Consider the following 24,996-nt stretch of genomic DNA (forward strand, 5'->3'; position numbering starts at 1 on the left):
CAATAGAAATGCCGGCCGCTCTTATCGGGCGGCCGGCGCAATTTTTGATCGATCAGGTCGACCAGTTGTTGGAGCGGAAGTCCATTGCGAAGGCGGGCGCGGCCTTCCACTTGAGCGACTTCTTCATGCCGGTGAAGACGGCGTTCTGGTGCAGAACCTGATAGACGGGATCTTCGCGCTCGCAGATTTCGAGCATGCGCGCGAAGGCCTTCTTGCGCTGATCGTGATCGGTCGAGGTTTCCATAACGACGGAGAGCTTGTTAACCTCCTCGTTTGACCAGTCCTTCTTCTGCTGCACTTCACCGTTCGGACCGAACTGCGTGACCATCGGCGTGATCGGATCGTTGATGGAGTTTCCGGCTGACCAGTCACGCACGCCCTTGACGCCCTGCGGATCGTGAATCTGAGCCCAGTTTTCCTTCATTTCGATCTCGACGTTGAGGCCGACCTGTTTCCACATCTCGACCATGATCTGCGCATTGGCAGTCTGGTTGGTGTAGTAGTTGTTGAGCAGGCGATATGGGATCGGGTCGCCTTTGTAACCGGCTTCCTTAAGGAGCTTCTGCGCCAGTTCCGGATTGAACTCCGGAGCGGCCCAGCCATCGACGAACATCTTCGTCGCGCTGTAGGAATCGAACTGGAGACCGGCCGGGATAACCGTCTGGCCACCCCAGAGCGCCTCGACGATAGCCTGACGGTCGATCGAATGGGTCATTGCGCGACGCACGAGCGGATTTGCAAGGATCGGGTTCTGGGTGTTGAAGACCGAAATACGATGGTTCCAGATAACGGAATTCTGTACTTCAAGGCCTGGCGCTGCCGCAACGGTGGCGATCTGGTCAGGCGGCAGATCGCAGGCGAAATCATACTCGCCTGAGAGCAGGCCGTTCACGCGCGACGCAACTTCCGGAACCTCGACGAAACGGATTTCCTGAAGTGGCGGACGGCCGCCCCAATATTCATCGAAAGCAACGAGCGTCAGCGAAACGTCGGGCTTGTATTCGCCGACCATGTAAGGGCCTGTGGTGACTGGCTTGCGCGCCCACTCCGCATAGGACGCAGCCTCATCCCAGGCGCGACGGTTGGCGATCTGGCTGCCACCGGAGTAGAGACGTCCTTCCAATGTGACGTCCGGCGTGGCGTTGTGAAAACGCACGGTATATTTATCGACGGCTTCAACACCTGCCAGCGCCGGCCAAAGACGCCGTGCTGCACCAGGCACAACGGCCGGCAATTCCTTGACGGTCGCAGGTTTGTTGTCGGCCTCGAAGATCGTCTTGCCGCCCTTCGGCTCAGTGTTACCGAACACCCGCTCCTTGGAAAAGGAGAACACCACGTCTTCAGCCGTCAATTCGTCGCCATTGTGGAACTTGACGCCCTGGCGAAGCTTCAGTTCGAGGGTCTTGTCATCGATGCGCTTCCATTCCGTCGCCAGTCCGGCAACAGGTCCCTGATTGCCCATCCAGTCGCGCAGGATCAGGCCTTCCCAAAGGTTCGGGTAAAAGACCCGCTCACCGACGTTCGACTGTTCGTACCAGACATCGAGTGTGTTGTTGTTGGTGATCTTCTGCACAGCGATCGTTACCGACGGCCGCTGACCCTGGCTGAATGACATGCGTGGCAAGATGAGCGTGCCTGCGGCAGCGCCCATCAATCCAAGCGCGTGGCGACGATTGATGGAAAGCATCGTGATTTCTCCTTCGAGAGATGACAGACGACGATGGGCCGAAACGGAAAACCCGTCTCTGCACCGTTTTGATGAAGGGCTTTTTACGGCCCGGTGAAGTTTTGATGACGGCCCCGCGCGGTTACCGCGAAGGGCAGATTTCAGGTGTGAACAGTTGGCCAACCGAAAAAATTACGGACCTTGAGAACACTGTCACAATCGAAAGTTACGAGGTTCATGTGGTCGCCGTTTCGGAGGGCCGCACTATGCTGGATCATTGATTCGGGAAGCGTGGGCTCTTGCGAACCGGATGGGCTTGACCACGCCTCCCTCTGCGGCCAATGATTAAGTTACAAATGTTACGCACATGTGACAATTGATACGGGGGATGGTTTGGATAACCGGGATATGATGGTGAAGGCGGCGTGGCTCTATCACGTCGAAGGATTGACGCAGGCGCATATCGCGGAGCGAATGAACCTCACCCGCAGGCGCGTCAACGAGTTGCTGGCGATGGCCCTGGATCAGGGTATTGTGCGTATCAGCTTTGCATCCCCACTTGCCGAGAGTGTCGAGCTCGAATCGAAGCTTTGTTCGGTTTTCGGGCTCGAAGAAGCTGCGGTTGTCATGACACCTGCAGACCCCGGCCAACTGCAGACAGTCATCGGTCGAGCAACGGCAGCCTTTCTCGATAGGCTTATCCAGGTTCGCAAACCGGCCTCGCTGGGTGTCGGTTGGGGCACGACGTTGCGCGAAACCGTCGAGCACATGACGCCAGTCAACGCGCCCGACATTAAGGTTCGATCAATGATGGGTGGGCTGACAAGAGGTTCAGAAATCAACACCTTCGAAATCGTACGGCGCTTTGCCAAGGTTCTCGGTGCGGAATGCCATTATCTCGCCGCCCCGATTTATGTCGACAGTGCAGGCTCTCGCGACATCATCATGGCGCAACCCGCCTTCCGCGATCTTTTGCAGGAAGCCGCGAATGTCGAGGCATCGTGCCTCAGCGTTGGGGACCTGACGAAGGAATCACTCCAGGTGCGCTATGGCCTGCCTTCAAAACAGGTCATCGAAGAGTTGCGGGCAGCCGGCGCGGTGGGAGATATCATCGGGCATTATCTTGATGGGCGCGGCAATCCCGTGGACCACGGCATGAATGAGCGGGTGATTGCGCTCGATCTTGAGGAGTACAGGCAGATACCGTGCCGGATCATTACCTCTGGGGGCGTTCACAAATACAACTCGTTGCGGGCAGCCTTGTCAGCAGGCCTGGCAACGGTTCTCGTCACAGACACCGAGAGCGCAAGGTGGCTTCTTGAAAATCCCGCTCCGCCTCCCGCATGAGCGAATGTACGCTCTCAAATTCGCTGTTAATCAGCCAGACGACAGTGCCGCGACCGGATCGAGACGTGATGCGTTGCGAGCCGGCAGGTAACCGAAGACGACGCCAATCAGGGTTGAGCAAACAAAAGCCGCGACGATCGAGGTCCCCGAGTAAACAAGAGCAAAATTACTACTGAAGAGGCTGAAGGCTGCGCCGAACCCAAGGCCGCCGAGAATGCCGAGCCCCCCCCCGATGATGCACACGAGTACAGCCTCGATCAGGAATTGCCTTAGAATATCGCTGCGCCGTGCCCCGACCGCCATCCTGACGCCGATCTCGGAGACACGCTCTGACACTGACACGAGCATGATGTTCATGACACCGATGCCGCCGACGAGAAGAGAAATCACCGCGATGGCAGCAACGAGGATCGTCATGGTCCGCGTGGTGCTGGTGATCGTTTCCCTGATGTCGTCAGTGTTGAGAATATAGAAATCCTTGGTGCCGTGGCGTTGTGTCAAAAGGGACGTCACCGCTTGTTCCGCCAATGACGCCTCTATATCGTCGCTCACCTGTACCGTGATACTGCGCAATGAAAGACTGCCGAGAAAGCGGGACTGGACGGCGGTGTATGGGAGATAGAGCGACAGGTTCTGGCTCGAACCGAAGCCGCCCTGCTGCGCCTGGGTCACACCAACAATGCGGGCTGGAACCTTGCCGATCAGAATGACCTGCCCGACAGGGCTACCGTTGAAGTCGGCAAAGAGCGACTTACGGGTATTTTCGTCAATCACGACGTCCTGCGCCTTTTCGCGGACACTCGCCGCGTCAAAAAAGCGGCCCTCCGACAGTTTCGTGCCCTTGGCAGCAAAATACTGGTCACTGACGCCGTTGACGAGCGCGTTTGCTTCCTTCGCCCCGAAGCGGACTGTGCTTGATGTCGATACGGTAGGTGTCACCGCAGCAACATAGGGCTGGCCTGCAAGGGCATCCGCGTCGGAAACCACCAATGTTGTGATTTTTCCCGACCGAATGTCGCCGAAATCCTTGCCTGCGAAGATTTCCAGCGTATTCGTTCCAAGGCTTGAAATATTCTGTAGCACGCGCTGTTGCGATCCTTGCCCAAGCGCAACGACACCGATGACGGAGGCGATACCGATGATGATGCCCAGCATCGTCAGGAAAGTACGCAACTTGTGTGCCCGCATGGAAAGAAGCGCCATGCGGAATGCTTCCTTTAGGGATGACCAGATCCCACTTAGGCCACCTTCTGAAGCAGGTTCGAGTTTCGCGGCTGGGGCCCCTGAGACAACCCTAATTTTCGCGTTGTCGCCCTCCGGGCGATCAGAAATGATTTCCCCATCGCTGATTTCAATGATGCGGTCGGCGCGCCTGGCGATTGCCATATCGTGGGTCACGATGACAACTGTGCGCCCTTCGGCGTGCAATTCGCTGAGGATGCGCAGCACTTCCTCGCCGCTCGTGCTGTCGAGAGCGCCTGTCGGCTCGTCAGCCAGAATAATACCGGCGTCATTCATCAAGGCGCGGGCGATGGAAACGCGCTGTTGCTGCCCGCCGGAGAGTTGGCCCGGGCGATGATCCAGTCGCGCGCCCATACCGAGGCGGTTTAACAGCTTCGCAGCATTGCTTTTGCGTCCAGCCTGGGATTGCCCCGCATAGATCGCAGGGATCTCCACGTTGCCGAGTGCCGACAGTTCGCCGAGAAGGTGATAGCGCTGAAAGATGAACCCCAGATGTTCGCGCCTGAGCGCTGATAATGCATCCGCATCGAGATTGGCCGTTTCCTGACCCGCTATCGCATAGGTTCCGGAGGTCGGCCGGTCGAGGCAGCCAAGAATATTCATCAGCGTCGACTTGCCGGAACCGGACGCTCCGACGATGGCGACCATTTCACCGGCCTCGATCGTCAGATTGACGTTCTTGAGCACGCTGATTGTGCCATCTCCGGAGGGGTATTCGCGGCTGACCGCCTTAAGCGCAATGAGTGGCTCGCCCATGGCTCAGAATCCCATCGGCGGCGGTCCACCACCTGGGCCACCGACTGCAGTCGTCGTGACCTGAGATGACGCCTCGCCCGTTACCACACGCTCGTGTTCGGCAAGGCCGGAACGAACCTCGACCGTAACCTTGTTGTTCAGTCCGGTCTCGACCTTGCGGTCGACGACTTTGCCATCGTCGGCGAGGACACGAACCGAATAGGCGCCATCTCCAAGCTGCGCACCGAGAGCAGCAGCAGGGATGGTCAGGACGTTTTTGGCATCTCCGAGGACAATGTGAACCTCGGCAGTCATGTACGTCCGAAGCTTCCCATCCGGGTTCGGCACGTTGAAAACGCCATTGTAATAGATCGCCTCGGACGAAGAGGTCGAACTCGACGAGGAAGACGACGACGTTGAGGAACTGGATGAACTGAAGCTGGAATCGCTGCGCACAGACTCTGGCGCAGGCTCGATCGAGGCAAGCGTCGCCTCGTAGCGTTTGTTGGGTTCTCCGAGCACGGTAAAATAGACAGGCAGATCTGGCTGAACGCGGGTGATGTCGGCTTCGGATATCTCCGTACGAACGGTCATGCTGTCGAGCTGGCCAAGAATAACGATGGTCGGTGCAGATTGCGTTGCATTAACCGTCTGGCCTTCCTGGCTGACGATAGAAAGCACAGTACCGGCGATCGGTGCAGTAATCCTTGTGTAGTCGAGATTGGCTTGTGCTGTTTCGACGGCAACCTGCGCTTCTTCGATCTGCGCGTCCAGCGCCTGGATTTGCGCTTCGGTGACAGCAAGAGCAGCGGCTGCGCTTTCCAGATCCGCGCGAGATGTCGTATTTTTTGAGGCCATGTCTTTTTGGCGGGCAAGGCTTTGATTGTTGAGAAGCAGCGTTGCTTCTTTTTCAAGGCGCTGAGCCTTAACGTTTGCAAGTGCCGCCTTCGCGGTCCTGAGACTGTTCAGCTGTGTTACGGAATCAATCTCGGCGATCAGATCGCCCGCTTTGACGACGTCGCCAAGAGCGATCTTGACTGCAGTAATGCGGCCTGAGGCCTGGGCGCCGACGGCAACCAGGCGAGATGGCTTCAGGGTGCCGGTCGCAAGCACAGTCTGCTCAACATCTCCTCGCGTCACCGCAGCCGTCATGACATTTGGTGTCGCAGCACTGCTATATTGCGAAGAGATCCAGAAGCCGCCTGCCGCGAGGATCGCGAGAGCGATGAACGCGCCTGTCTTGCGTGCCGTTTTCATGTGTCTTTCCTGTCCGATAATTATCGGGTAGCCGCTCTTTTCGAAACTGCCTTGGTGCAGTTGGCTTGGGCGGTCTTTCCATTCGCCATCTTCTGCTTGGCCTTTGTGCAGACAGAAGCTGGCTGTTTTTCCTCCTGGCGTGTCTTGGCCGGAGTTGGCGAAGAAGGCTTGTCTTTCGCAAAGGCAACCGACAATGCGAGGCTCAGACCGAAGAGAGACGCCAGTGCGCCGTAGAAATATTTCATCCTGATGTCCTTTTGAATTCGCGCGGGGGACCGCAAGTCCGCGATCCCCCGGCTAGACCGTTTCCGGCCGGGTTCCTCCTTTACTGGGGGGCAGTTTTAAAGGAGGAATTTCTGATTTAGTCAGCCTCTCGGCCCGTCGTTATCATCCCAATCCGCATCACTGGAGGGCGACCCCTGCATTGGATCCTGCATCGGATCTTTGGGGCCCATCAGGGCGGGACCAGGAGGAGGCGTAATCATCCTCTCTATTCCGGCGAGCTTCGCCAGTTGGTCCGATGTCAGGACTGTGCGCAACGTTTGGACTGCACCTTGCAGGGCCTTGGCCTTTTCAGCCTTGGCAAGGATTGCACCCGCCAGCCGCTCACCAGGCAGACCGGCTTCAGAAACTTCGTCTGTCCGGAGCTGCGCGGCAGGCAATTTCTCCCTGCCGGACGCATCCGCTGCGAAGTCAGGCAACGGCCGCGGCGGTCTGGGACCAAGGGAAAGTACGTCCTGCAAAGCGGTCGTATACGAGCGCCATGGACCGAGCTGATCCGGAGTGATGCCGATATAGACTTCCACCGCAGAAAGCTGCGCTGCGAGCCCAAAGGTAAAATGAACGGCGACGTCGTCCATCCGCGCCGGCGGTGGAAGGTGGTCTGGACGGACAGGGGTTGCCTGCTCTTTCGTTCCATTCTGCGGAGGCACATCCTGCGCTACGGCAGGCAAGACCACGGCGGCGCCACATATGACGGCGGAGACGACGGCAGTAATCAACAGAGGCTGTTTCATCTTTCTTTCCTTCCCTTGTGGGGCATGGAAAGAGATTATGGGGGCAGAGTTTCCCTCCTTCGTCCCAATGTTTCTGGTCTTGGCCCGTTTGGCCATTTTTGTAAACGAATGTTTCCGGACGAGCGTCAGAAAGCTTTCGTTGCAAAAATCCGGCTTTTATTTCTGCCGTTTCGATATAGTGCCGCCAAAAGGTTGGATAAAATGACGGCTAACGCACCCACTCACATATTGATTGTTGACGACGATCTCGAAATTCGCTCGCTTCTTGCAAAATACCTTGGTTCGCAAGGCTTCAGGGTCTCTGCGGCAGCGGATCGCCGCGAATTTGAAGAACGTATTTCAAGCTCTGATCCGGATCTCATCGTTCTGGATGTCATGCTGCCAGACGGTTCCGGCCTCGATATCTGCCGCGACCTCCAGGGCCGCAAGACACGCACACCTGTTATTCTTCTCACAGCGCTGAAAGAGGACGTGGACCGTATCGTCGGACTTGAAATCGGCGCAGACGACTATCTCGGCAAACCCTTCAACCCACGCGAACTGACAGCCCGCATCAAGGCAGTGCTTCGCCGTTCAGGCGCGCAGGAGCCTGCGGCGCCAGGTGCAAACGTCTATAGCTTTGCCGATTTTTTTGCTGACCCTGAACAGCGCTCGGTTATACGCACAAATGGCGAAAAGATCGATCTGACAGGTGCCGAGTTTGATCTGTTGAAAGTATTTCTGGACAGGCCCGGTCGTCTGCTTTCACGCGACCAGATCCTTGACCTGACGCAAGGCAGGGACCGCGGACCGTTTGACCGGTCGATCGACGTCCTGATGAGCCGCCTGCGCAAAAAGCTGGATATGGATGATGCTCCGCCTATTTTCAAAACTGTCCGAAACGGCGGTTACCAGATGACCGTATCCGTTAAATCCCAACCGGTGCAGCGATGAATTCCCTCAGAAACCGGATAGCAGCGCTCCTCATCGCTGCTATCATTGCTGTCGTGGCGCTTGCGACATTCACGGCGCAACAAACGCTGCAGCCACCCTCACCTCTCTCTACGATAGATCCGATCGCGCGCCTGCTTGGATTGGCTGTCACCATCGCAGAGCGCGAGCCGGCATTGCTGCCCGACGAAGGCCTGTCAGTCCAGGCCGAACCACCGGCAGGCCATGTAGACAGGATGCTCTCCGAATTTCTTGGCAAGGCGCTCGCGATCCAGGGGAACGGTCGGGCCGCAATGGTGGTCCGCGTCGAGAACCATCCGGCACCGGTTGCCGCTGTCGCGCTCGAGAAAGGCGGCTGGCTGGTGGCAGAGGTCCCTAATCTTGGCCCTCCTCCCGGCGGCTGGAAAACGTTTGGCATGTGGATCGTGCTGATCGTCCTGGGTAGCGCTCTTGTTTCGATCTTCGCCGCGCGAAAAATCACGCGCCCGCTCGACCTGCTGGAAAACGCGGCGGAGAGCATCGGGCCTGACGGATCTTTGCCACATCTGCCAGAGACTGGACCCGGTGAGATACGCGCCACGGCGCGTGCCGTGAACACGTTGACGGCACGCCTCAAGACAGCCGTTGAGAGCCGGATGCGCCTCGTTGCCGCTGCAGGACACGACCTCAGAACACCAATGACCCGCATGCGGCTTCGAGCAGAGTTCATCGAGGATGATGCCGAACGGGCAAAGTGGCTCGCAGATCTCGAAGAACTCGACGCGATTGCAGATAGCGCCATCATGCTGGTTCGCGAAGAGGTCAGTCAGGACCCGGTTCGCGACGTTGATGTCGGCAAGATGCTGGAGGAAATCACCAGCGAACTCGGTGACCTTGGACACCAGGACGCAATCGACTTCCATAAACCGGATAACTCGGCCGTAATCCAGGCTGCTCCGCATGCGCTGAAAAGAGCGCTGCGCAATCTCATCTTGAACGCTGTCACCCATGGGAAGGGTGCCGATATCCATCTGACACAGGATGATAGTGAGGTGGTCGTGATAATCACCGACGAAGGTCCTGGCATTCCCGAGGAGCTGATCGGACGCGTGTTCGAGCCATTTTTCCGCGTCGACCCTGCGAGGCGAAAATCAGTCCCGGGTGCAGGACTTGGGCTGGCGATCGCCAAGGAGATTATCGAGCGTTTCGGCGCGACAATCTCGATCGCAAACCGCAAGAAGACGGGCCTGGCGCAAACAGTGATTTTCCCAAAGTCTGCAAAATAAAAAGCGCCGGGTTTCCCCGGCGCTTCCTTGAATTCAGCTCAGATGATGGCGTTGTTGCAAGCCGTAGACGGGGGTATCGAGCCCCACCTGACGTGCCTTGAGCTGCAGGGACAGGTATTGGGAGTAATGGCGCGACTGGTGAAGATTTCCGCCGTGAAACCAGAGGGCCTCCTGCTGGGTCGGCTTCCACATATTGCGCTGCTCGCCTTCCCATGGTCCCGGGTCTTTTGGCGTGTCGGAGCCAAGCCCCCAGCACTTTCCAACCTTGTCGGCAACGTCCTTGGAAATGAGGTCGGCGGCCCAGCCATTCATGGAACCATAGCCGGTCGCGTAGACCACGAGGTCTGCCTTGAGTTCGCGGCCATCTTTCAACACAACCGCATCCTCCGTGAGATGTGATACGTCTGAACCGGACTTCAGTTTGATTGAGCCGTCGATGACAAGATCGCAGGCACCGACGTCGATGTAATAACCCGACCCGCGCCTCAGATATTTCATGAAGAGACCGGAGCCGTCAGCACCCCAATCCAGCATGAAGCCGGCTTTCTCGAGTGCCGCATAAAAATCGGCGTCTTTCTCACGCATCCGATCGTAAAGCGGTATCTGAAACTCATGCATGATCCGGTAGGGCAGCGAAGCGAAAATCAGGTCGGCTTTCCTCGTCGTCATGCCCGCGGCAACCGCCCGTTCCGAATAGAGATCACCCAACCCGATTTCCATCAGGGAATCTGAACGGACAATATGTGTTGAAGACCTCTGCAACATCGTGACATCGGCTCCAGCCTCCCACAGTGCTGCGCAGATATCGTGGGCGGAGTTGTTCGAGCCGATGACGACAACCTTCTTGCCGGCATATGCGTCTGGTCCTGGATGCTGTGACGAATGCTGTTGCTCGCCCTTGAAGAGATCCTGCCCAGGTATCTTTGGAACATTAGCCTTGCCCGACATGCCGGTGGCAAGCACCAGTTGCTTCGGCCGCAGCACGACGTCCTCGCCGTTTCGCTCGACGACAACCGTCCATTCCCTGGCGGCGTCATCGTAGGTAGCCGATTTGCAGCTCGTTGAGCCCCAATAGTTGAGCTCCATAACCTTCGTATACATTTCCAGCCAGTCGCCAACCTTGTCCTTCGGGGTAAAAACTGGCCAGTTTTCCGGGAAGGGAATATAGGGGAGATGGTCGTACCAGACCGGATCATGCAGGCAGAGTGATTTGTATCGCTTGCGCCAGCTATCTCCCGGCCGCTCGTTCTTTTCGATGATGATCGCCGGGACACCCAATTGGCGAAGCCGGGCGCCGAGAGCAATACCACCCTGTCCGCCGCCAATGATCACAACATAGGGCTGCGTCGTGTAACCGAGTTCTTCAGTTTCCTTCTCGCGCTTTTCCTTCCAGTTCGTCCGGTTTTTGCCATGACCATGTTCCGCCCCCATCGGACGGCGAAGCCCCTTTGGTTCTTCATGCCCCTTGATTTCGCTCATCGTCGTCAACAACGTCCAGATCAGGCCGTTTTTCAGACGAATATGACCGTAACCACGTGTCGTCGCCGTTTCGAATTCAAACCAGCCATCCGTAACGCCGCCAGCGTCACCTGCGGCTTCGTTGGTATCCTGTACGAAATTGCGAGGTTTGATACGAGACAGCTGGCTCTGCAGCATGTCCCTGACCTGCGGTCGCCCTTCCATGGTTTTCAGGTTCCAGGTGAACGTCACGAGATCGCGCCAGTAGCACTCCTCCTGAAAGAGGTTGACGGCGGCTTCGACATCTCCTCTTTCCAGGGCCTCACTCAACTTGGAAAGTACGGCATCGATTTTTGTCGCAGGGCTAACGTCAAGCATATCATCTCCTCCATGCTTGCTTGATGGACTTCTTAAGTCGTCGTCCGTTTCGCGGGCGCCGACCAAAACCTTTGACCACAAGCGCCGGGCTCCTCTCCCGGCGCTGGTAGCATGATGCTTACTTCGAAAGATCGATCAGGATTTTGAGATGCGTTCCGGCCGGATCAAGCAAGGCATCAAACCCCTCTTTGACGGCGGTATCCAGCGTGATGCGTTTGGTGACGACCTTGCTCGCCGGAAGTAGTCCAGAGGCAATCAGCCTGATCACCCTGGGCCAATAATGCGTGGGATAGGCCCATGAGCCTTTGACCTCCAGATCGCGGAAAGTAACCTGGAACCAGTCGAGCGGGTTTTCGTGCGGATGCAGGCCGGTTTGAACGACGACACCCTGCTTGCGCACCGCGTCCACACAAGCCTTCAACGCGTGTTCGTTGCCAACGCATTCAATGGCAACATCACAACCTACATTGCCCTCGGTCCGGGAACGAACGACATCACCAACGTTGTCGCGCTTTGGATTGATGGTAATGACGTCCGGCAAAATCTCTCGTGCGTAGTCGAGACGTTTATCGTTGAGGTCTGAAACGAAAAGCTGTGCGGCACCAGCGGCACGCGCCGCAAGCAGGGTCAGCATGCCGATCGGACCGGCTCCAGTGACCAGCACACTATTGCCGGCGGTGACGCCACCGCGATCGCAGGCGTAGACGGCAACGGCGGTTGGCTCAACCAGGGCTGCCTCCTCATCTGTCATGTCATCCGGAATCTTCTGGACGTTATAGTCATTGACGAGCGCAGCTTGCGCCATCCCTCCGCCGATCCAGCTCAAACCGACCAGGGCCAATTCAGGGCTAAGGTGAAACAATCCGCGATCCGAGAAATAGTCACCGGACCGGGGCATGACGAGTGGCTGGATCGACACGCGATCGCCCACCTTGACGTTGCTTACGCCCTCGCCAACTGCCTCGACAACACCACCAAATTCGTGGCCGAGGACCTGGGGACCATGGGCGCCGGTAAACGGATGTGGTTCTTTGGGAATGAAAATTGGGCCGTAGCTATATTCATGAAGATCTGTTCCGCATATTCCGACGAACCTGTTGCGGACAACGACCTGACCGGGACCCGGCTTTTCCGGCTCGGCAATATCTTCGATCCGCAGATCCTTGGCCGCATGAAACCTGAGCGCGCGCATGTTGTCTCCCATTGGCTGCTTTTAATGCCAATTGGGCAGCAAGAGACATGCCAGCAGGCCTGAGAGGCCGAAAACCCCTTCCCCGCTGGCCAATCCGGATCATTGATAGTTTTTTTGGATCACCGGGATTGCAACAACTGTGGCGCAACAGGTGTTGCAGTCTGCATCAGTGGAGCCTTCCAATGCCGTATCGCTTCATTTGCCGATGAATCGTCGAACGATCGATGCCGAGGCGGCGCGCCGCCTCGGAAATATTGCCTTGGCAGGCCGACAATACTGCCCGCAGTTCCTGCTCGCGGTTGCCCTGTGCATTGACCGGTTGATGTGGCATGACGCTTTCGGGGAGATCCTCCACCTCGATTACACCGTTTTCACAAATTGCCCCTGCAAATGCGATGACGTTGTCGAGTTCACGGATATTACCCGGCCACGGATAGGCAGAAAGTGCCGTCTCCGCGTCGCTCGACAGGGAGAGCGGTCCCCGTCCGGACCCATGTTTTTCCAGCAGGCGTTTAACTACCCAATGGAAATCGCTCCGCTCGCGGAGCGATGGGAGGGTGAGAATTGCCGTGTTCAGCCGGTAATAAAGGTCGCCCCGAAAACGGCCATCCGCTATCATGTCCGCTAATGGCCTGTGGGACGCCGACATCACACGGAAATCGACCTTCCTGGCGACCGACCCACCGACCGGTAGCACCTCGCCTTCGGCCAGAACACGCAGAAGCCGGCTCTGCGCAGCAAGCGGCATGTCACCAATTTCGTCCAGGAAAAGCGTTCCGCCCTCCGCCTCCTCGATCAAACCTTTTCGTCCTTTTGCAAGCGCCCCGGTGAAAGCACCTGGCAGATATCCGAACAGCTCACTTTCGATCAATTGTTCGGGGATTGCGGCGCAATTGACAGCCACAAAGCGGCCAGTGACACCGCTTGCCTCGTGCACGATGCGAGCAAGATGTTCCTTGCCGGTTCCCGTCTCTCCCTGAATCAGGATCGGCAAAGCTGTTGGTGCGAGCTTTCTCACCTTGCGGCGCAGCGTCTCGATGTCTGGTGTCTGACCACCGAGGCGGTCCATGGCGGACAAATGCGGCACACCCCGCCGAATTTTGACGCCGATCGGGCGCTGTTGCGGTTCGATCGCATGCACGTAAAGCGTTGAACCATCGCGGACCGCGATGCGTCTGTCCTGCGGCAACCGGCTTCTGGTCAGGGATGCGAGGTCGTCGACCTCCGCTTCGAAAAATCGAGACACCGGTTGCCCGATCAGCGCGTCGATGTTTCTCCAGTCAAGACCGCATGACGACGCCAGGATACGGGCCCCGCCGTGCGTCATGCCGGTGATGAGCCCACCGCCGTCCAACGAGATTGCCGCCTCTGGGTCCACATCGAGGAATTCCGGTGCGCCAGCAAACCGCAAGACAAGGTCGTGGCGGCTATGCGCCATCAAGTTCGCAAGTTCGATGCGCCGGACGGTAGACGAAACGAGATGGCGCGCCATGTTCTGGCTCGCCTTGAGGATCGGTGAACTCAGAAGCGAGATGTCTAAAACCGCGGCCAGCGATCCGTGCATGTCGTAAATCGGCGCTGCTGTGCACGAGAGTGGCGTATGGGTCATGTCGAAGTGATCCGACTGATGGATTGTCAGCGCCTCGCCTGTTGCGATGCACGCTCCGACTGCACAGGTTCCTGCACGCGGCTCGGACCATTCTGCGCCAAGATAAAGACCTGCCTTTCGCAAATTGTTATTGAAAGACGGATCTCCCAAAAACTCGACAGTGACACCCTGACGATCAGAAAGAAGCAGAACGTAATTCTGCTCTGCGACCTGACGGTAGAGCCTTTCCAGGCCCGATCTTGCGATGTGGACGAGATCCTCGGCCTGCTGGCGATGTTCACGCAGGCGCGTCTCGGAGACGATGACCGCCTCGCGTGCCTTGGCAGGATCAAGGCGGTATTCTTCCAGACATCGCCGCCACGACTCGACAACAACGTCATCACGTCCGGTATTTGCACCATGCCCGACGTTTTCGATTTCCCTGATGTGATCAGCAAATTGCATCGAGACTGTAGCGGCTCCTCCCGAAAGCCACTCTCCCTTTCAATCCATGTCTCTCGTCTAGCACAGATGATGCACCATGGCGACGGCCGCATTCTCTCGGTTGACTGAAGGGATTATGCCGCCTCTTCGTCGAGGTAGCGTTCCACGAGACGTGCCCACATTGCGGCCCCGGTCGTCAGGCTGCCATCGGCGAAGTCGTATTTCGGATTGTGCAGCATGGCTGAATTCTCGCCGTTCCCCATCCGCAGGAAACTCCCCGGCTTGCGCTCCAGGAAATAGGAGAAGTCCTCGCTTCCGGGAATGAGATCGGAGGTCGCTACCTTGTCGGCACCGACCAGTTCCTCTGCCACCAGACGCGCAAATTGTGTTTCGGCATCGGAATTGACGACAACAGGATAACCACGCTCATAGTCCACCTCGACAGTTGCCCCGTGCCCCTCTGCAACTGACTGTGCAAGCCTCTTGATACGCTCTTCGAGGAGATCCCTGATTTTAGGATCAAACGAACGGATGCTGAGCCCCAGTCTTGCGTATTCGGGGATGACGTTGACCACTTCGCCGGCATGGATGGTTCCCACCGTAACGACAGCGGTCTGTGTCGGATCGATACTACGCGAGACAACTGTCTGCAGTGACACGACGAGATTGCAGGCGACTACGATCGGATCGACAGCCAGATGGGGGCGCGACGCATGACCACCCTTGCCCCGGATTGTGATGTGCGCCGTGTCGGACGAGGCCATCATCGGACCAGACCGCAGACGGAATGTGCCTTCCGCAAACCCCGGATGATTGTGCAGGCCAAAAATCGCGTCGAACGGAAAACGCTCAAACAGGCCGTCAGCAATCATCTTTTGCGCACCACTTGGTTTCCCCGCCTCCTCGGCTGGCTGAAAAACCAGTGTGACCGTACCGTTAAAGCGCCGGGTTTTTGCAAGATACTGGGCTGCACCGAGGAGGACCGTGGTGTGGCCATCATGCCCGCAGGCATGCATTACGCCTGGTCTCGTGCTCGCATAGGCAAGGCCCGTGTCTTCTAGAATTGGCAGCGCATCCATATCCGCACGAATGGCTATGCCCTTGCCGCCATTTCCTGCACTGAGACGGGCAACAACACCGTGCCCACCGATATTGCGCGTCACCTCATAACCCCAACCTTCCAGCTTGTCCGCGACATAGCGCGCCGTCTCGGCCTCCTCGAAAGAAAGCTCCGGGTTGGCATGAAGGTGCTGGCGGGTCTCCTTCAGCTCCGCTTCCATGTCGTCGAAATCAGAAAGACGCGCATAGCCATTGTCAAATGTCGGCATTGGATCCCAGCTCTGGTTAGCGATTCCGGTTCTCCCTCGTACCTTTGCCGCTGAACTCCGCTGGATCAAACAAAAAGCATCATGCCTTGCCTCGAAAATTCAACCTGCGAGCATTCGGCACCACAAATACATGATAATAATACTCATGTTTATTGCCATCCTGCAAGTTTTCACCTATGGACCGCTCAACAGCACAGTCTTTTCCGTTCGGAACCCGCCTCATGTGGAGCAAACCCACGTCCCGCACCCTCATCGATGACGCTCTGCAGCTTCACTATGAAGACCTTTGCCGGGCGATGGTCCGGCGTGGGCATACGGCGGGTATCTCGCAGGAGATCGTCCACGATCTGTATTTACGTCTGACCGGAAAACCTCGATTGCCTGAAAACCGTTCGCTGATACGCGCATTTCTGGTTCGGGCCTGCGCCAATCTCGGCATTGACCGCCTTCGCCGCGAACAGTTCGAAAGGAAGCTCTTTTCCGGGAGCGCCGAGGAGGCACTCGCTGTTCCCCAACCCGTAATCGATGCCGAAAGTCTTGCGGACAGGGAGCACCGGCTGAACATTTTGCGTCAGGCAATCATGAAGATGTCACTCCAGAGAAGACAGGTCTTCCTGGCGAGCTGTATCGGCGGCCTCAATTCGGAAGAGATTTCAAAGCGAAGCGGCATTACAAAAAACATGGTGGATCGCCACCTGCGCAAAGCCTACCTCCATTGCCTGGAGTGCCTAGAGGACACGTTATGACAGGCACATCAGTGAAAACAGCGACCGCACTTCGCGCGCAGGCTATCGACCTCTTCCTTCAGCAGCGTGACCGGCCGGATGACATAGTCCTTGCCGCAGATCTTGAGGCATGGCTTGCAGCCAACGAACAGCACGCGGCGGCTTTTGAGCGTGTTCGATGTCTTATGGGCGATGCGGGTCTTCTGGTGACGAACGACCATGCCTTTGTTGTTCGGGCAACGCGTAAGAGCAGCCTCACCAATGGCAAGATCGCGACAACCCTTGCATTCGGCGTTACGCTCGCCGCGGGTCTTTATCTTGCCGACATCCCGATGCGGTTGCGTGCGGACCACATGTCCGAAACGGCGGAACGGCAGATCGTCACGACGCCAGATGGGTCGACTATAACGCTTAATGCCAACTCCGCCATTGCCTTGCGCTTCACCGCAACCGAGCGTCAGGTTCTACTATTGCGCGGAGAGATTTTTGCCCAAGTTGCTCCCGATGCTATGCGACCGTTCTCGGTCGTGGCGGCAGGTGGCACGACCACCGCGCTCGGCACCGCCTTCGACGTCAACATGCACGAGGGCATGACAAACGTTGCTGTTCTTGAGCACAGCGTTTCTGTTGATCTGGCGGGACAGCATGATGTCAGCCGACTGCAGGAAAACCAACAGGTGAGCTACAAATCGGATGGAACGATTGGCGCGATCGAAGCGGTTGATCCGACATCGATCGGTGCGTGGCGACACGGCCGCTTTGTTTTCGAGGACAAGTCGCTGGCGGAGGTTGTCGGAGCGTTCCAGCGCTACATTCCAGGTCGCATTATCGTAACGCAGGAAAAGCTTCGTCAAAAACGCCTGTCGGGTAATTTTGACTTGTCGGATCCGCAGGCAGCTCTCATCGATCTGGCCACAGCGCTAGACGTGCGTGTGATGACAGCTGGTCCCTTCCTCACAGTGCTCTATTAATTTTTTCCTCGGGGTGTCCTTAATGAACCGGCTCATTCGTTCGGAAAGCAGAAACATATCTGCTTCACCCGAAAGGTGCCCCTGATGAAAAGAAACAAGCCAGTTGCAAGCCGCAAGAGCGTAGCAACTCTTTTTCCGCTTCTGTTTGCCAGCGTCGCAATCTTGGCCGTTCCACACAGCGCCGATGCGCAGCAAATGCAGACGGTTGCCATCGACCTGCCAGCTGGCACCATGGCAGGCGCACTCAACCGTCTTGCCAGCCAGTCCGGGCTACAGCTCGTCTATGATGCATCGATCGCAAACGGCCTTCGAAGTGCTCGTGTCAGCGGAACAATGACACCGACAGAAGCGCTCGACAGACTGCTTTCAGGCACCGGTATTCACTACCGCGTCATCGGTGGCAAAACGATCAAGATGGAGAAAACAGCGTCTTCCGCAGATACATCCGCCGAAACCGGCGAGACGGCTCTTGCGCCAATCACGATCAAAAGCGGTCGTGTCTTCAATGGTGATGCTCCAAGTGTCAGCGAAATCAGTTCAGAAAAAATTGAGGCGGCCCAGGCCAACTCCCTGCCACAGCTTCTGTCACGCACGCCAGGCGTGACCGCCGGGGGCGGTGTCAGGGCGCAGGGGCAGACCTTATCCATTCGTGGGTTCGCGCGCCAATCCGACACACGCATCCTGCTCGACGGTGCGCCCAAGAACTTCGAACGGTATGATCAGGGAACTGTCTTTATCGATCCGGAACTCTTAAAGCGCGTAGAGATCCAGAAAGGCGCAACGTCCGTCCGTTATGGCAACGGTGGCTTCGGCGGCACCGTCATCATGGAAAGCAAGACAGCCTCGGACATGCTGAACAAAGGTCAGACGTTCGGTATGTGGGGCAAGACAAGTTATCAAACCGCAAACCGCCAGTTTCTTGAATCCGGTGCCATTTATGGAAAATCGGATTTCGGCGGACCTGTGACCTACGACGCACTGGCATCCGCGATCTGGCGCAAGAGCGATAATGTTCGCGTGGGTGGCGGCCAGGTCTATGACGCATCGAACGACAAGCTGACGTCCTTCTCCGCTAATGCAGGGGCCGCCTACGATGGTCATGAACTGCGTGGTTCGGTGATTTACGGAAAATCTGCTGACTACGGCCCACTTGCGGCCAATCGCGGCGATCTTGGCGTGACCGCTTTCAGCATTTCACGCTACGGCGCTGAGCAAGCAAGATTGCGTGCGTTGGCTTGGCGCGACATGAAAGACTTCTCCTCCACCTTGAAGTATGCCTACGACGGGGACAGCGACCTTGTGAATTTCAAGGCGATGGCAAGCTTCTCGGCGACCAGCCTCGATATGACACGCCCGACAATTGCCGGTTTTGTACCTACCGCCTCACTTGGTGGCATGAACGACGAGACGAAATATACAGACTTCAAACTTGAAGCAGAAAACACATCCAATTTCGAACTCGGTGGTGTCTCGCACGTCGCCAATTACGGCGTCCAGTACATGCGCCATGACCGCGATTCGCTGATGTATGACATCGGCAACCGAACGAGTGCCCAGTACAACTATGGACATTATGCGTCCTGGATCAAACCTGAGGGCACGCAGGAGACGATCTCAGCTTTTTTCCGGGACGAGATCGGCTTCACCGACACCTTCAAGCTAACACCGGGGATACGCTTCGACCACGTTCGCTCCGAGGGTGTTCCGAACGCAGCCCCCCGTTACAACAATCCTCTTGCTGGTCATGATTACTCCGCCGTCTCCCACAGCGGGGCGACGCCAGCACTCAGCGCCCGTTGGGAGTTAACACCCAATGCGACATTCTATGCTGACTGGGCATACGCGATGCGCGCGCCGGTCATTGATGAACTCTACTCAAGCCAGAGCGTGGCAAGCACGGCATCTGCGACATCGCGCAATTTGGAGGTCGAACGAAACAACAACTTCAATCTGGGCGTCTCCCAGCAGTTCGACGATGTATTCACCAGTGGCGATACCATACGTGCATCGATTGGTGGGTTTTACAATCACGTCACGAACCCAATCACGCGCCGTTTCGGTAGTGCTAACCTCGCACGTGTAAGCAATGTCCCGTTCTACTGGAACACGCCTTCTTACAAGATTTACGGACTCGAGTTCTCGACCAGCTACGATTCGGAATATGTGTTCGGAAATCTTGGTCTTTCATGGATGAATGGATCGCGCCATGGTGCGATCAACGATGTCTACGGTCCCGATACCTACGCAAATGATCTTTCGCCGTTTACGGCGACAGCGCAACTTGGCTACAAAATTCCGGATTGGGATCTGTCACTAAGCTGGAATGGTCTGTTTGTGGCCCATCAAGAACGCACTCCCGTCAATCAGGGTACGGGGTACTTTTACGCCCGCCCGGAAAGCCTCGGATATGCAGTGCACGGCATTTCGCTCGACTGGACACCAAAGGAGGGTAAATTTGCCGGCACCGAGGTCCATGCCTCGATCGATAACATCTTTGACAAGTATTATATGCCTTATCTGAGCGATGGCATCGCTGCGATGCCAGGGCGCAATTTCAAACTGTCGATCAGCCGCAAATTCTAGGTCGTGCAACAAAACGACTGGCCGAACATGAACTGCGGAATCCACTTCCGCAGTTCCAGTCAAAACGCCTCCCTTTCACGACAAAACTCCCCGTCGGCGCGCACAGGAGATCGTTTACCGAAGCGTCCATGCACCTTTCCCGACGAGTTGCTCGTACGAGCAGCCGATGTCCCTAGTGAACAGATCCCGTGGCATCGGCAACATTCTGCGCAACGAATGTCATAAAATCGGAAACGAAGAATTTGGACTGTTGTTACCGAGCATATCACATTTCACAACGACACCGTTCTCGCGAGTCAAGCACCAATTGTGACTGAAGGCTAAGGTCTAGCCGTGCACAACCTGCTTTTTTTGCAAGGTCGACAGACATGGTAAGGATCACTTGAGAATTAGAGGCCCGGAAGCCGAACCCACTATTTGCTCGCTGAATAATCATTTTCGAGGCATATCAATTTTCCCTGCTCGTGCATCGTTCGGCCTCAAACTTCTTTACTCGTTCCGGCCCGAAGCAGTCCGTTCGATCATTTCCCAACGTACCAGCCGGTCGGCCGAAGACGACGTTGTCGTCAGGGCGATCCGAAGGTGCCGGGCGACATTCCCACTTCGGATGTTCATCGAAGAAAAGAAGCGCCTGAATGTCGAGGACGTTGAGCGAGTTCTGCATGACTGCCGCTGCCTCAGCGACCTTGAAGCGACGGGTAAAGCGTTCAAACGCTATGGCGAGTTTTTCGATCTGTTCGGGCAAAGGTTCTCTTGGCTTCACCAAAAGCGTTGTGTACTCTCGCCTGCATATCATCTTGGAAGATGAAGCTCCCGCCGGACGCAAATACTTGCAATGCGGGAATGTCCTTCTTCAGTCAAACTGTGGAGGGACTCTTGTGAGCCTAAATTTGAGAATTCGTTTTGTCCCAGGTCTCTATGCCGTTTCGCGTTTAGAGGCAAAAGAGGATGTTCCCGCTTGGCTAAGCGGCCCGGGTTTCAAGGCCGTCATATATTCAGATGACGAGGTAACTCTCGTCTGCCTTGAGGAACGCGTGCCTAGCGGGATCACAGCCGAGACGGGCTGGGCTTGCCTACGCACTATTGGCCCTTTCCCGTTCGACGCGGCTGGCATCGTTAAGTCCCTCATCACTCCGCTTTCTGACAACGGAATTGGTGTGTTCGTTATTTGCACGTTCGACGGAGAGCATGTGTTGATCCCTGCAAGCGAGGCGAACAGCGCAAAGCGTTTCCTCGAAATCGCCGGACACACGGTGGAAAATGACTAGAATACTTTTTCTTCCGGGGTCAGTCGGCAGCGCGGCATTTTGGAAGCCGGTGGCCAGGCACATGGAGCTGGATGGTGTATTTTTCGATTGGCCTGGCCTTGGTGATGAACCGGCCCGAACTGATGTCGGCAATATCGATGGTATTGGATCGCATGAACGAACCGGTCAACATCGTCGCTCAATCGATGGGCGGCATCGTTGCCATCAAAGCAGCATTGGCGGCACCTCGAAAGATAGTTCGTCTCGTATTGACAGTCACCTCCGCTGGCGTGCCTTTTGCGGACCTTGGTGGATCGATAAGCAACGTGTTTAAAAGCAATTTTATGGTCGCGGGGTTTTACCTTGGCGTGACAGATCCAGCTGTAAAATTGGTTGGCTGGGTAAGATCTCATTTTTCTCCAACAAGTGATAGATGGTAAGCAAAATTGGCATGTTGCGCATTTGGGATAGCTTCGCCAGGCTGTTTAGTAATGCGACAGGTGGCTGAATAAGGCCGGTTTTGGCCCGAAGCGGTCATTCGTGGCCAAATCGGATCCCAATTTGGTCAGGATTCGACGAACCATTGAGAAGGTCCCATTACTCTTTCCGTCGTCCCGTGAGGGTCTTTATTAAAGGATGCAGCCTTTTGCAGTCTGCGTATTCCATAGCCACCGCTGTCTAATGTGTCTGAGGGCTGGTAGCCAACCGGTATCCTGAAGAAATTATTGATCTGCCAAAAGGCACAGTTATCTCTCGCGGTGCGTAGCTCAACAACCACGGTAAACATTTCGTCCATGCTGATACGCATGAGACCGTTCGTCCCGAGCAAGGCACTGTCGTCGAGACTAATCTTACATACCGATATAGGTGTCTTTCCGATTGTGTGGGTTGTGATTGTGATCTCACGAAACCGCTTATCTGGCCAATGCAGATTTATCGTTCGGCTCGCCGGAATGTTATCGGTCGGATAGATCAGGCTGTGGTTCTGCGAGCTGCCGTCGACGATAAACGCGTTTTCGGTACGTCTAAGACCAGATACGCCAACATAAGAATGAGCGATATCATCGACCTCGATATGGAGGCGACTATATGTGATCTCGGCCATGCCCCGTGCGACCGCTGTTTCGCAATAGTAGTCATTTAGCACCGCGTCAGGGATTGTTCTGGTCAAGTATCTCCGGATTTTATCCACGCGTCCACTTTGACCCGCCAGCATGATTGACGAAAAGTTCCGTTTGTAGGCGACGTCGGTTTTTTCAGCTTCCTCGTTAGTCTCGCCGATGATGTCGTCGTGCTCTCGTGCAAAACTGATGCAATCCTCGACACATTTCACGTATCTCTTGAAGAGGTTGATTGTCAGATCATTTAGATCCTTCCGAGTGACCTCTATGTGTAATGGTTTGACGACGCCACCCGCGAACTCAACGTCCTCAAGCGAGATGGTGAAGGCCTCTGTGGTAGACAGCGCAACTTTTGCGCGCTCTACCTCTCGCTCTAAGCTGAGCTCAGAATAGCTTATTACGGGCGACACACCGAGCCGCCTAGATTTGATCAACCCAACAACAAAGTCCTTAAGCGCAAGATCAAAATCGATACCTCCGAGCTTTGCATCGCCACTCGACGCAAGAACCTTAAATTCGATGCGCCTAGTGAGAGCATCCTCACTATTGAGGTCGATACTCAGCGCATCGTCTTCGAGTTCCCATTCTATATCCTCAACCTTGGCGTAAACCACTGCCACGTCAAGCGTGCCCCCTCCCATATCGACAACCAAAACATGTTTATCGGAGTAAGACACTTCACTGGCGCGCTGTCCGGTTTGGAAGGAGGATAAGACGTTGAATGCGGCAGCCGTCGGTTCAGGTATGATTCTTTCGACCCGAACGCCGGTAGCCTGGACGCAATCGACAATTCGCGACACGTCTAGAATATTGTAGTCGGTTGGAATTGAAAGAACGCAACGCCGGGCTTTTGTTCCCGTTGTGTGCTGGAAGGTGTCAATGAGCGAGCGTATGACAAGCATTGCATACTGATCGGGTCGCAGCCCCTTATCGTCAGCTGCGTCTTCGAAAACGCGCGATAACAAACGCCTCTTCGCATATCGGGATGTAACACCAGAAAAGTGGTCAACGCCAACCTCGTAGTTCCCATCCCCAAAAAACCTTACCGTGGAAGGCATGCAAATTTTGCCGCTACCATCTCTGATAAACTCGTAGCCGGAAGCCGTTCCATATGCCAAAATCGATTTGGTCGTTCCAAAATCAATAACTACAGGTAACGGGAAGTCTGGAAGAAATGTCTCCTCCTGCCTGAGCTTCACCTCTCGGCCCACCCACGGTGGCAAATAAAGGCGATCCGAGAGCTTCGATATCGGGAGGACGAAATCTCTAGCATTATCGCCCAAGATCGAAACTGGCGTTTGAGAAGGAATACGTAGCCGAGCGCAGGTGCTGGGCACGTGCCTTGCCAAAAAGTCTCCGAGTTCGTGCAATCGGCGGCAGTCAAATTCCAGTTCAAGCGCTTCTGATAGACAGTAAGTAAAGACACCCCCTTCAATATTGCCGTGCTCGCGAGCCGCCGCCCTAGCATCCGTAGAGAAGAACACCGCGAGGTTCGAACCTTCCGCGAATGAGATGAGTGGAATTAGCGGTTCAGTCGCTGCCGGATAATTGAAGTTATCCCGGCAGGCATCAATGAAAACGAGAATCGTCTTTGCGTTGATCTCGCAACATTTTCGTATCAGTGTGGCAAGTGAAATCGACGTTTCAGGAAGGGCGCCATAAACTGCGTCCTGAGGGATCAGATAGTCTTGACCTTGATCCGATCGGAAGCCGTGTCCACTGAAGTAGAAAACGAAAGCCTCCAGCGGTGGACCATTCCGAAACTGTTCGAACGCATCAAGACGCTTAAATATGGTGCTGCGACTTGACAAAAAATCTATCTGATTATTATCGCTCGTACAACAAACCGCAGCCTCCTTGTCGAAGCTCGAGGTTTTAATGAATTGTCCGCGCGCCTTTCTTGCGTCGGCGTCGGCGTACGATAGAGATGGTATCCGAGGGTCACTATATTCAGCGACACCGACAAAAAGGCCCGCCCTCATTGGCAGAACCTCAACGAGGGGCTAGCTTTACTTCTATTGCTCCTTTCGCTTCCGCGCCTGCCGCAGCGACGAGGCGTACTTCCCCTTTGACCGTGATCTCAAATTTTAAAGAGATTTCTTTCAAAGTCAGGCTTTTAGCACCAAGCTCAGAGCTATCGAATACGGTAGAAACTGTCTGCAAGGCTGCTCTGAATTGATCCCTCAATGTTTCGGAGCTGATTTGGGTGAGAACACCCTCAGCGCCTCGCTGAGCCATTGATTTTGTGCCTTCATTATCTGCACCGGCAATTACGTTTATCATCGGCATATTAAAACCTTCTCGTTTGGCTGGCTTTTGTCTATCGTGGGATGAGTAAAATCGAATTAAACACGCGCTGTGATTCTATGCAAAGCAGATGATATCTTTACGAGGTTTGTAAAGCCCAGGCGATGCAGATCGTGTGACACCGGCGATTGGGTTGCAAGGCATTGCCAAGTGTTCGCACCAAAGGCCGGGCATTTCTTGGCAGACCGGCGATTTA

Annotated in this window: 21 protein-coding genes; 9 read left to right on the plus strand and 12 right to left on the minus strand. The window is 55.8% G+C overall.

The annotated features are described in order from the left end of the window. Positions 1-52: 52 nt before the first annotated feature. A complete protein-coding gene (locus HWX89_RS22885) occupies positions 53-1,687 on the minus strand; it encodes an ABC transporter substrate-binding protein (protein WP_138792613.1) in 1,635 nt (544 codons plus the stop codon). A gap of 104 nt (positions 1,688-1,791) precedes the next feature. Here HWX89_RS22885 and HWX89_RS22890 point away from each other — a divergent pair, with 104 nt between their 5' ends. Together HWX89_RS22890 and HWX89_RS22895 are read left to right on the plus strand one after the other, a co-directional pair. Then, positions 1,792-1,947, plus strand: a complete 156-nt coding sequence (locus tag HWX89_RS22890) for a hypothetical protein (RefSeq protein ID WP_178340905.1) — start codon at positions 1,792-1,794, stop codon at positions 1,945-1,947. Between the two features lie 112 nt (positions 1,948-2,059). Continuing rightward, complete coding sequence (locus HWX89_RS22895) at positions 2,060-3,013, plus strand: sugar-binding transcriptional regulator (protein WP_138792614.1); 954 nt, start codon at positions 2,060-2,062, stop codon at positions 3,011-3,013. Between the two features lie 30 nt (positions 3,014-3,043). Here the strand turns inward: HWX89_RS22895 and HWX89_RS22900 are convergent, their stop codons facing one another. The 4 genes from HWX89_RS22900 to HWX89_RS22915 all read right to left on the minus strand — a co-directional run bounded on the left by HWX89_RS22900 (position 3,044) and on the right by HWX89_RS22915 (position 7,263). After that, a complete protein-coding gene (locus tag HWX89_RS22900; protein WP_138792615.1) occupies positions 3,044-5,011 on the minus strand; it encodes a MacB family efflux pump subunit in 1,968 nt (655 codons plus the stop codon). A 3-nt stretch (positions 5,012-5,014) separates the two neighbouring features. Beyond that, on the minus strand, positions 5,015-6,247 hold the full coding sequence (locus HWX89_RS22905) for an efflux RND transporter periplasmic adaptor subunit (RefSeq protein WP_138792616.1): 1,233 nt from the start codon (positions 6,245-6,247) through the stop codon (positions 5,015-5,017). Between the two features lie 20 nt (positions 6,248-6,267). Beyond that, complete coding sequence (locus HWX89_RS22910; RefSeq protein ID WP_138792617.1) at positions 6,268-6,492, minus strand: hypothetical protein; 225 nt, start codon at positions 6,490-6,492, stop codon at positions 6,268-6,270. Positions 6,493-6,612: 120 nt separating this feature from the next. Continuing rightward, positions 6,613-7,263, minus strand: coding sequence for a hypothetical protein (locus HWX89_RS22915; protein WP_138792618.1), 651 nt, complete (start codon positions 7,261-7,263; stop codon positions 6,613-6,615). Between the two features lie 201 nt (positions 7,264-7,464). On the opposite strand from HWX89_RS22915, the gene HWX89_RS22920 reads away from it, so the two are divergent. Beyond that, a complete protein-coding gene (locus tag HWX89_RS22920) occupies positions 7,465-8,196 on the plus strand; it encodes a response regulator (RefSeq protein ID WP_246705261.1) in 732 nt (243 codons plus the stop codon). Next, on the plus strand, positions 8,193-9,458 hold the full coding sequence (locus tag HWX89_RS22925; protein ID WP_138792620.1) for an ATP-binding protein: 1,266 nt from the start codon (positions 8,193-8,195) through the stop codon (positions 9,456-9,458). Before HWX89_RS22920 ends, HWX89_RS22925 begins: the two co-directional genes overlap by 4 nt. A gap of 33 nt (positions 9,459-9,491) precedes the next feature. Here HWX89_RS22925 and HWX89_RS22930 read toward each other — a convergent pair whose 3' ends face one another. From HWX89_RS22930 to HWX89_RS22945, 4 genes are all read right to left on the minus strand, one after another. Continuing rightward, positions 9,492-11,294 (minus strand): NAD(P)/FAD-dependent oxidoreductase, encoded by a 1,803-nt coding sequence (locus tag HWX89_RS22930; RefSeq protein ID WP_138792621.1) that lies wholly within the window; start codon positions 11,292-11,294, stop codon positions 9,492-9,494. Positions 11,295-11,412: 118 nt separating this feature from the next. Further along, positions 11,413-12,486 carry a 2,3-butanediol dehydrogenase gene (locus tag HWX89_RS22935; RefSeq protein WP_138792622.1) on the minus strand — a complete coding sequence of 358 codons (1,074 nt, stop codon included), beginning with the start codon at positions 12,484-12,486 and terminating at the stop codon, positions 11,413-11,415. Between the two features lie 166 nt (positions 12,487-12,652). Further along, positions 12,653-14,539 carry a sigma-54-dependent Fis family transcriptional regulator gene (locus tag HWX89_RS22940; RefSeq protein ID WP_138792623.1) on the minus strand — a complete coding sequence of 629 codons (1,887 nt, stop codon included), beginning with the start codon at positions 14,537-14,539 and terminating at the stop codon, positions 12,653-12,655. A gap of 113 nt (positions 14,540-14,652) precedes the next feature. Then, on the minus strand, positions 14,653-15,846 hold the full coding sequence (locus HWX89_RS22945; RefSeq protein ID WP_138792624.1) for a M20 aminoacylase family protein: 1,194 nt from the start codon (positions 15,844-15,846) through the stop codon (positions 14,653-14,655). Between the two features lie 221 nt (positions 15,847-16,067). Here HWX89_RS22945 and HWX89_RS22950 point away from each other — a divergent pair, with 221 nt between their 5' ends. From HWX89_RS22950 to HWX89_RS22960, 3 genes are all read left to right on the plus strand, one after another. After that, positions 16,068-16,592, plus strand: coding sequence for an RNA polymerase sigma factor (locus tag HWX89_RS22950; protein ID WP_178340906.1), 525 nt, complete (start codon positions 16,068-16,070; stop codon positions 16,590-16,592). Continuing rightward, positions 16,589-17,542, plus strand: a complete 954-nt coding sequence (locus HWX89_RS22955; RefSeq protein ID WP_138792626.1) for a FecR family protein — start codon at positions 16,589-16,591, stop codon at positions 17,540-17,542. Before HWX89_RS22950 ends, HWX89_RS22955 begins: the two co-directional genes overlap by 4 nt. An 84-nt stretch (positions 17,543-17,626) precedes the next feature. Continuing rightward, positions 17,627-20,125 carry a TonB-dependent receptor gene (locus HWX89_RS22960; RefSeq protein ID WP_246705262.1) on the plus strand — a complete coding sequence of 833 codons (2,499 nt, stop codon included), beginning with the start codon at positions 17,627-17,629 and terminating at the stop codon, positions 20,123-20,125. A 448-nt stretch (positions 20,126-20,573) separates the two neighbouring features. On the opposite strand, the gene HWX89_RS22965 is transcribed toward HWX89_RS22960, so the two are convergent. Further along, the gene (locus tag HWX89_RS22965) at positions 20,574-20,870 is read right to left on the minus strand and encodes a hypothetical protein (RefSeq protein WP_246705263.1); all 297 of its coding nucleotides are present in this window, start codon (positions 20,868-20,870) and stop codon (positions 20,574-20,576) included. Here HWX89_RS22965 and HWX89_RS26575 point away from each other — a divergent pair. Next, complete coding sequence (locus HWX89_RS26575; RefSeq protein WP_353505722.1) at positions 20,842-21,393, plus strand: ACT domain-containing protein; 552 nt, start codon at positions 20,842-20,844, stop codon at positions 21,391-21,393. The genes HWX89_RS22965 and HWX89_RS26575 overlap by 29 nt on opposite strands. 71 nt (positions 21,394-21,464) lie before the next feature. Beyond that, the gene (locus HWX89_RS22975) at positions 21,465-21,812 is read left to right on the plus strand and encodes an alpha/beta fold hydrolase (RefSeq protein ID WP_210271516.1); all 348 of its coding nucleotides are present in this window, start codon (positions 21,465-21,467) and stop codon (positions 21,810-21,812) included. Between the two features lie 125 nt (positions 21,813-21,937). On the opposite strand, the gene HWX89_RS22980 is transcribed toward HWX89_RS22975, so the two are convergent. Together HWX89_RS22980 and HWX89_RS22985 are read right to left on the minus strand one after the other, a co-directional pair. Continuing rightward, positions 21,938-24,475 carry an Hsp70 family protein gene (locus HWX89_RS22980; RefSeq protein ID WP_138792629.1) on the minus strand — a complete coding sequence of 846 codons (2,538 nt, stop codon included), beginning with the start codon at positions 24,473-24,475 and terminating at the stop codon, positions 21,938-21,940. 10 nt (positions 24,476-24,485) lie between these two features. After that, a complete protein-coding gene (locus tag HWX89_RS22985; protein WP_138792630.1) occupies positions 24,486-24,782 on the minus strand; it encodes a Pepco domain-containing protein in 297 nt (98 codons plus the stop codon). Positions 24,783-24,996 lie beyond the last annotated feature (214 nt).

Origin of the sequence: Rhizobium sp. RM, assembly GCF_013390595.1 — a bacterium.
Classification (GTDB): domain Bacteria; phylum Pseudomonadota; class Alphaproteobacteria; order Rhizobiales; family Rhizobiaceae; genus Agrobacterium.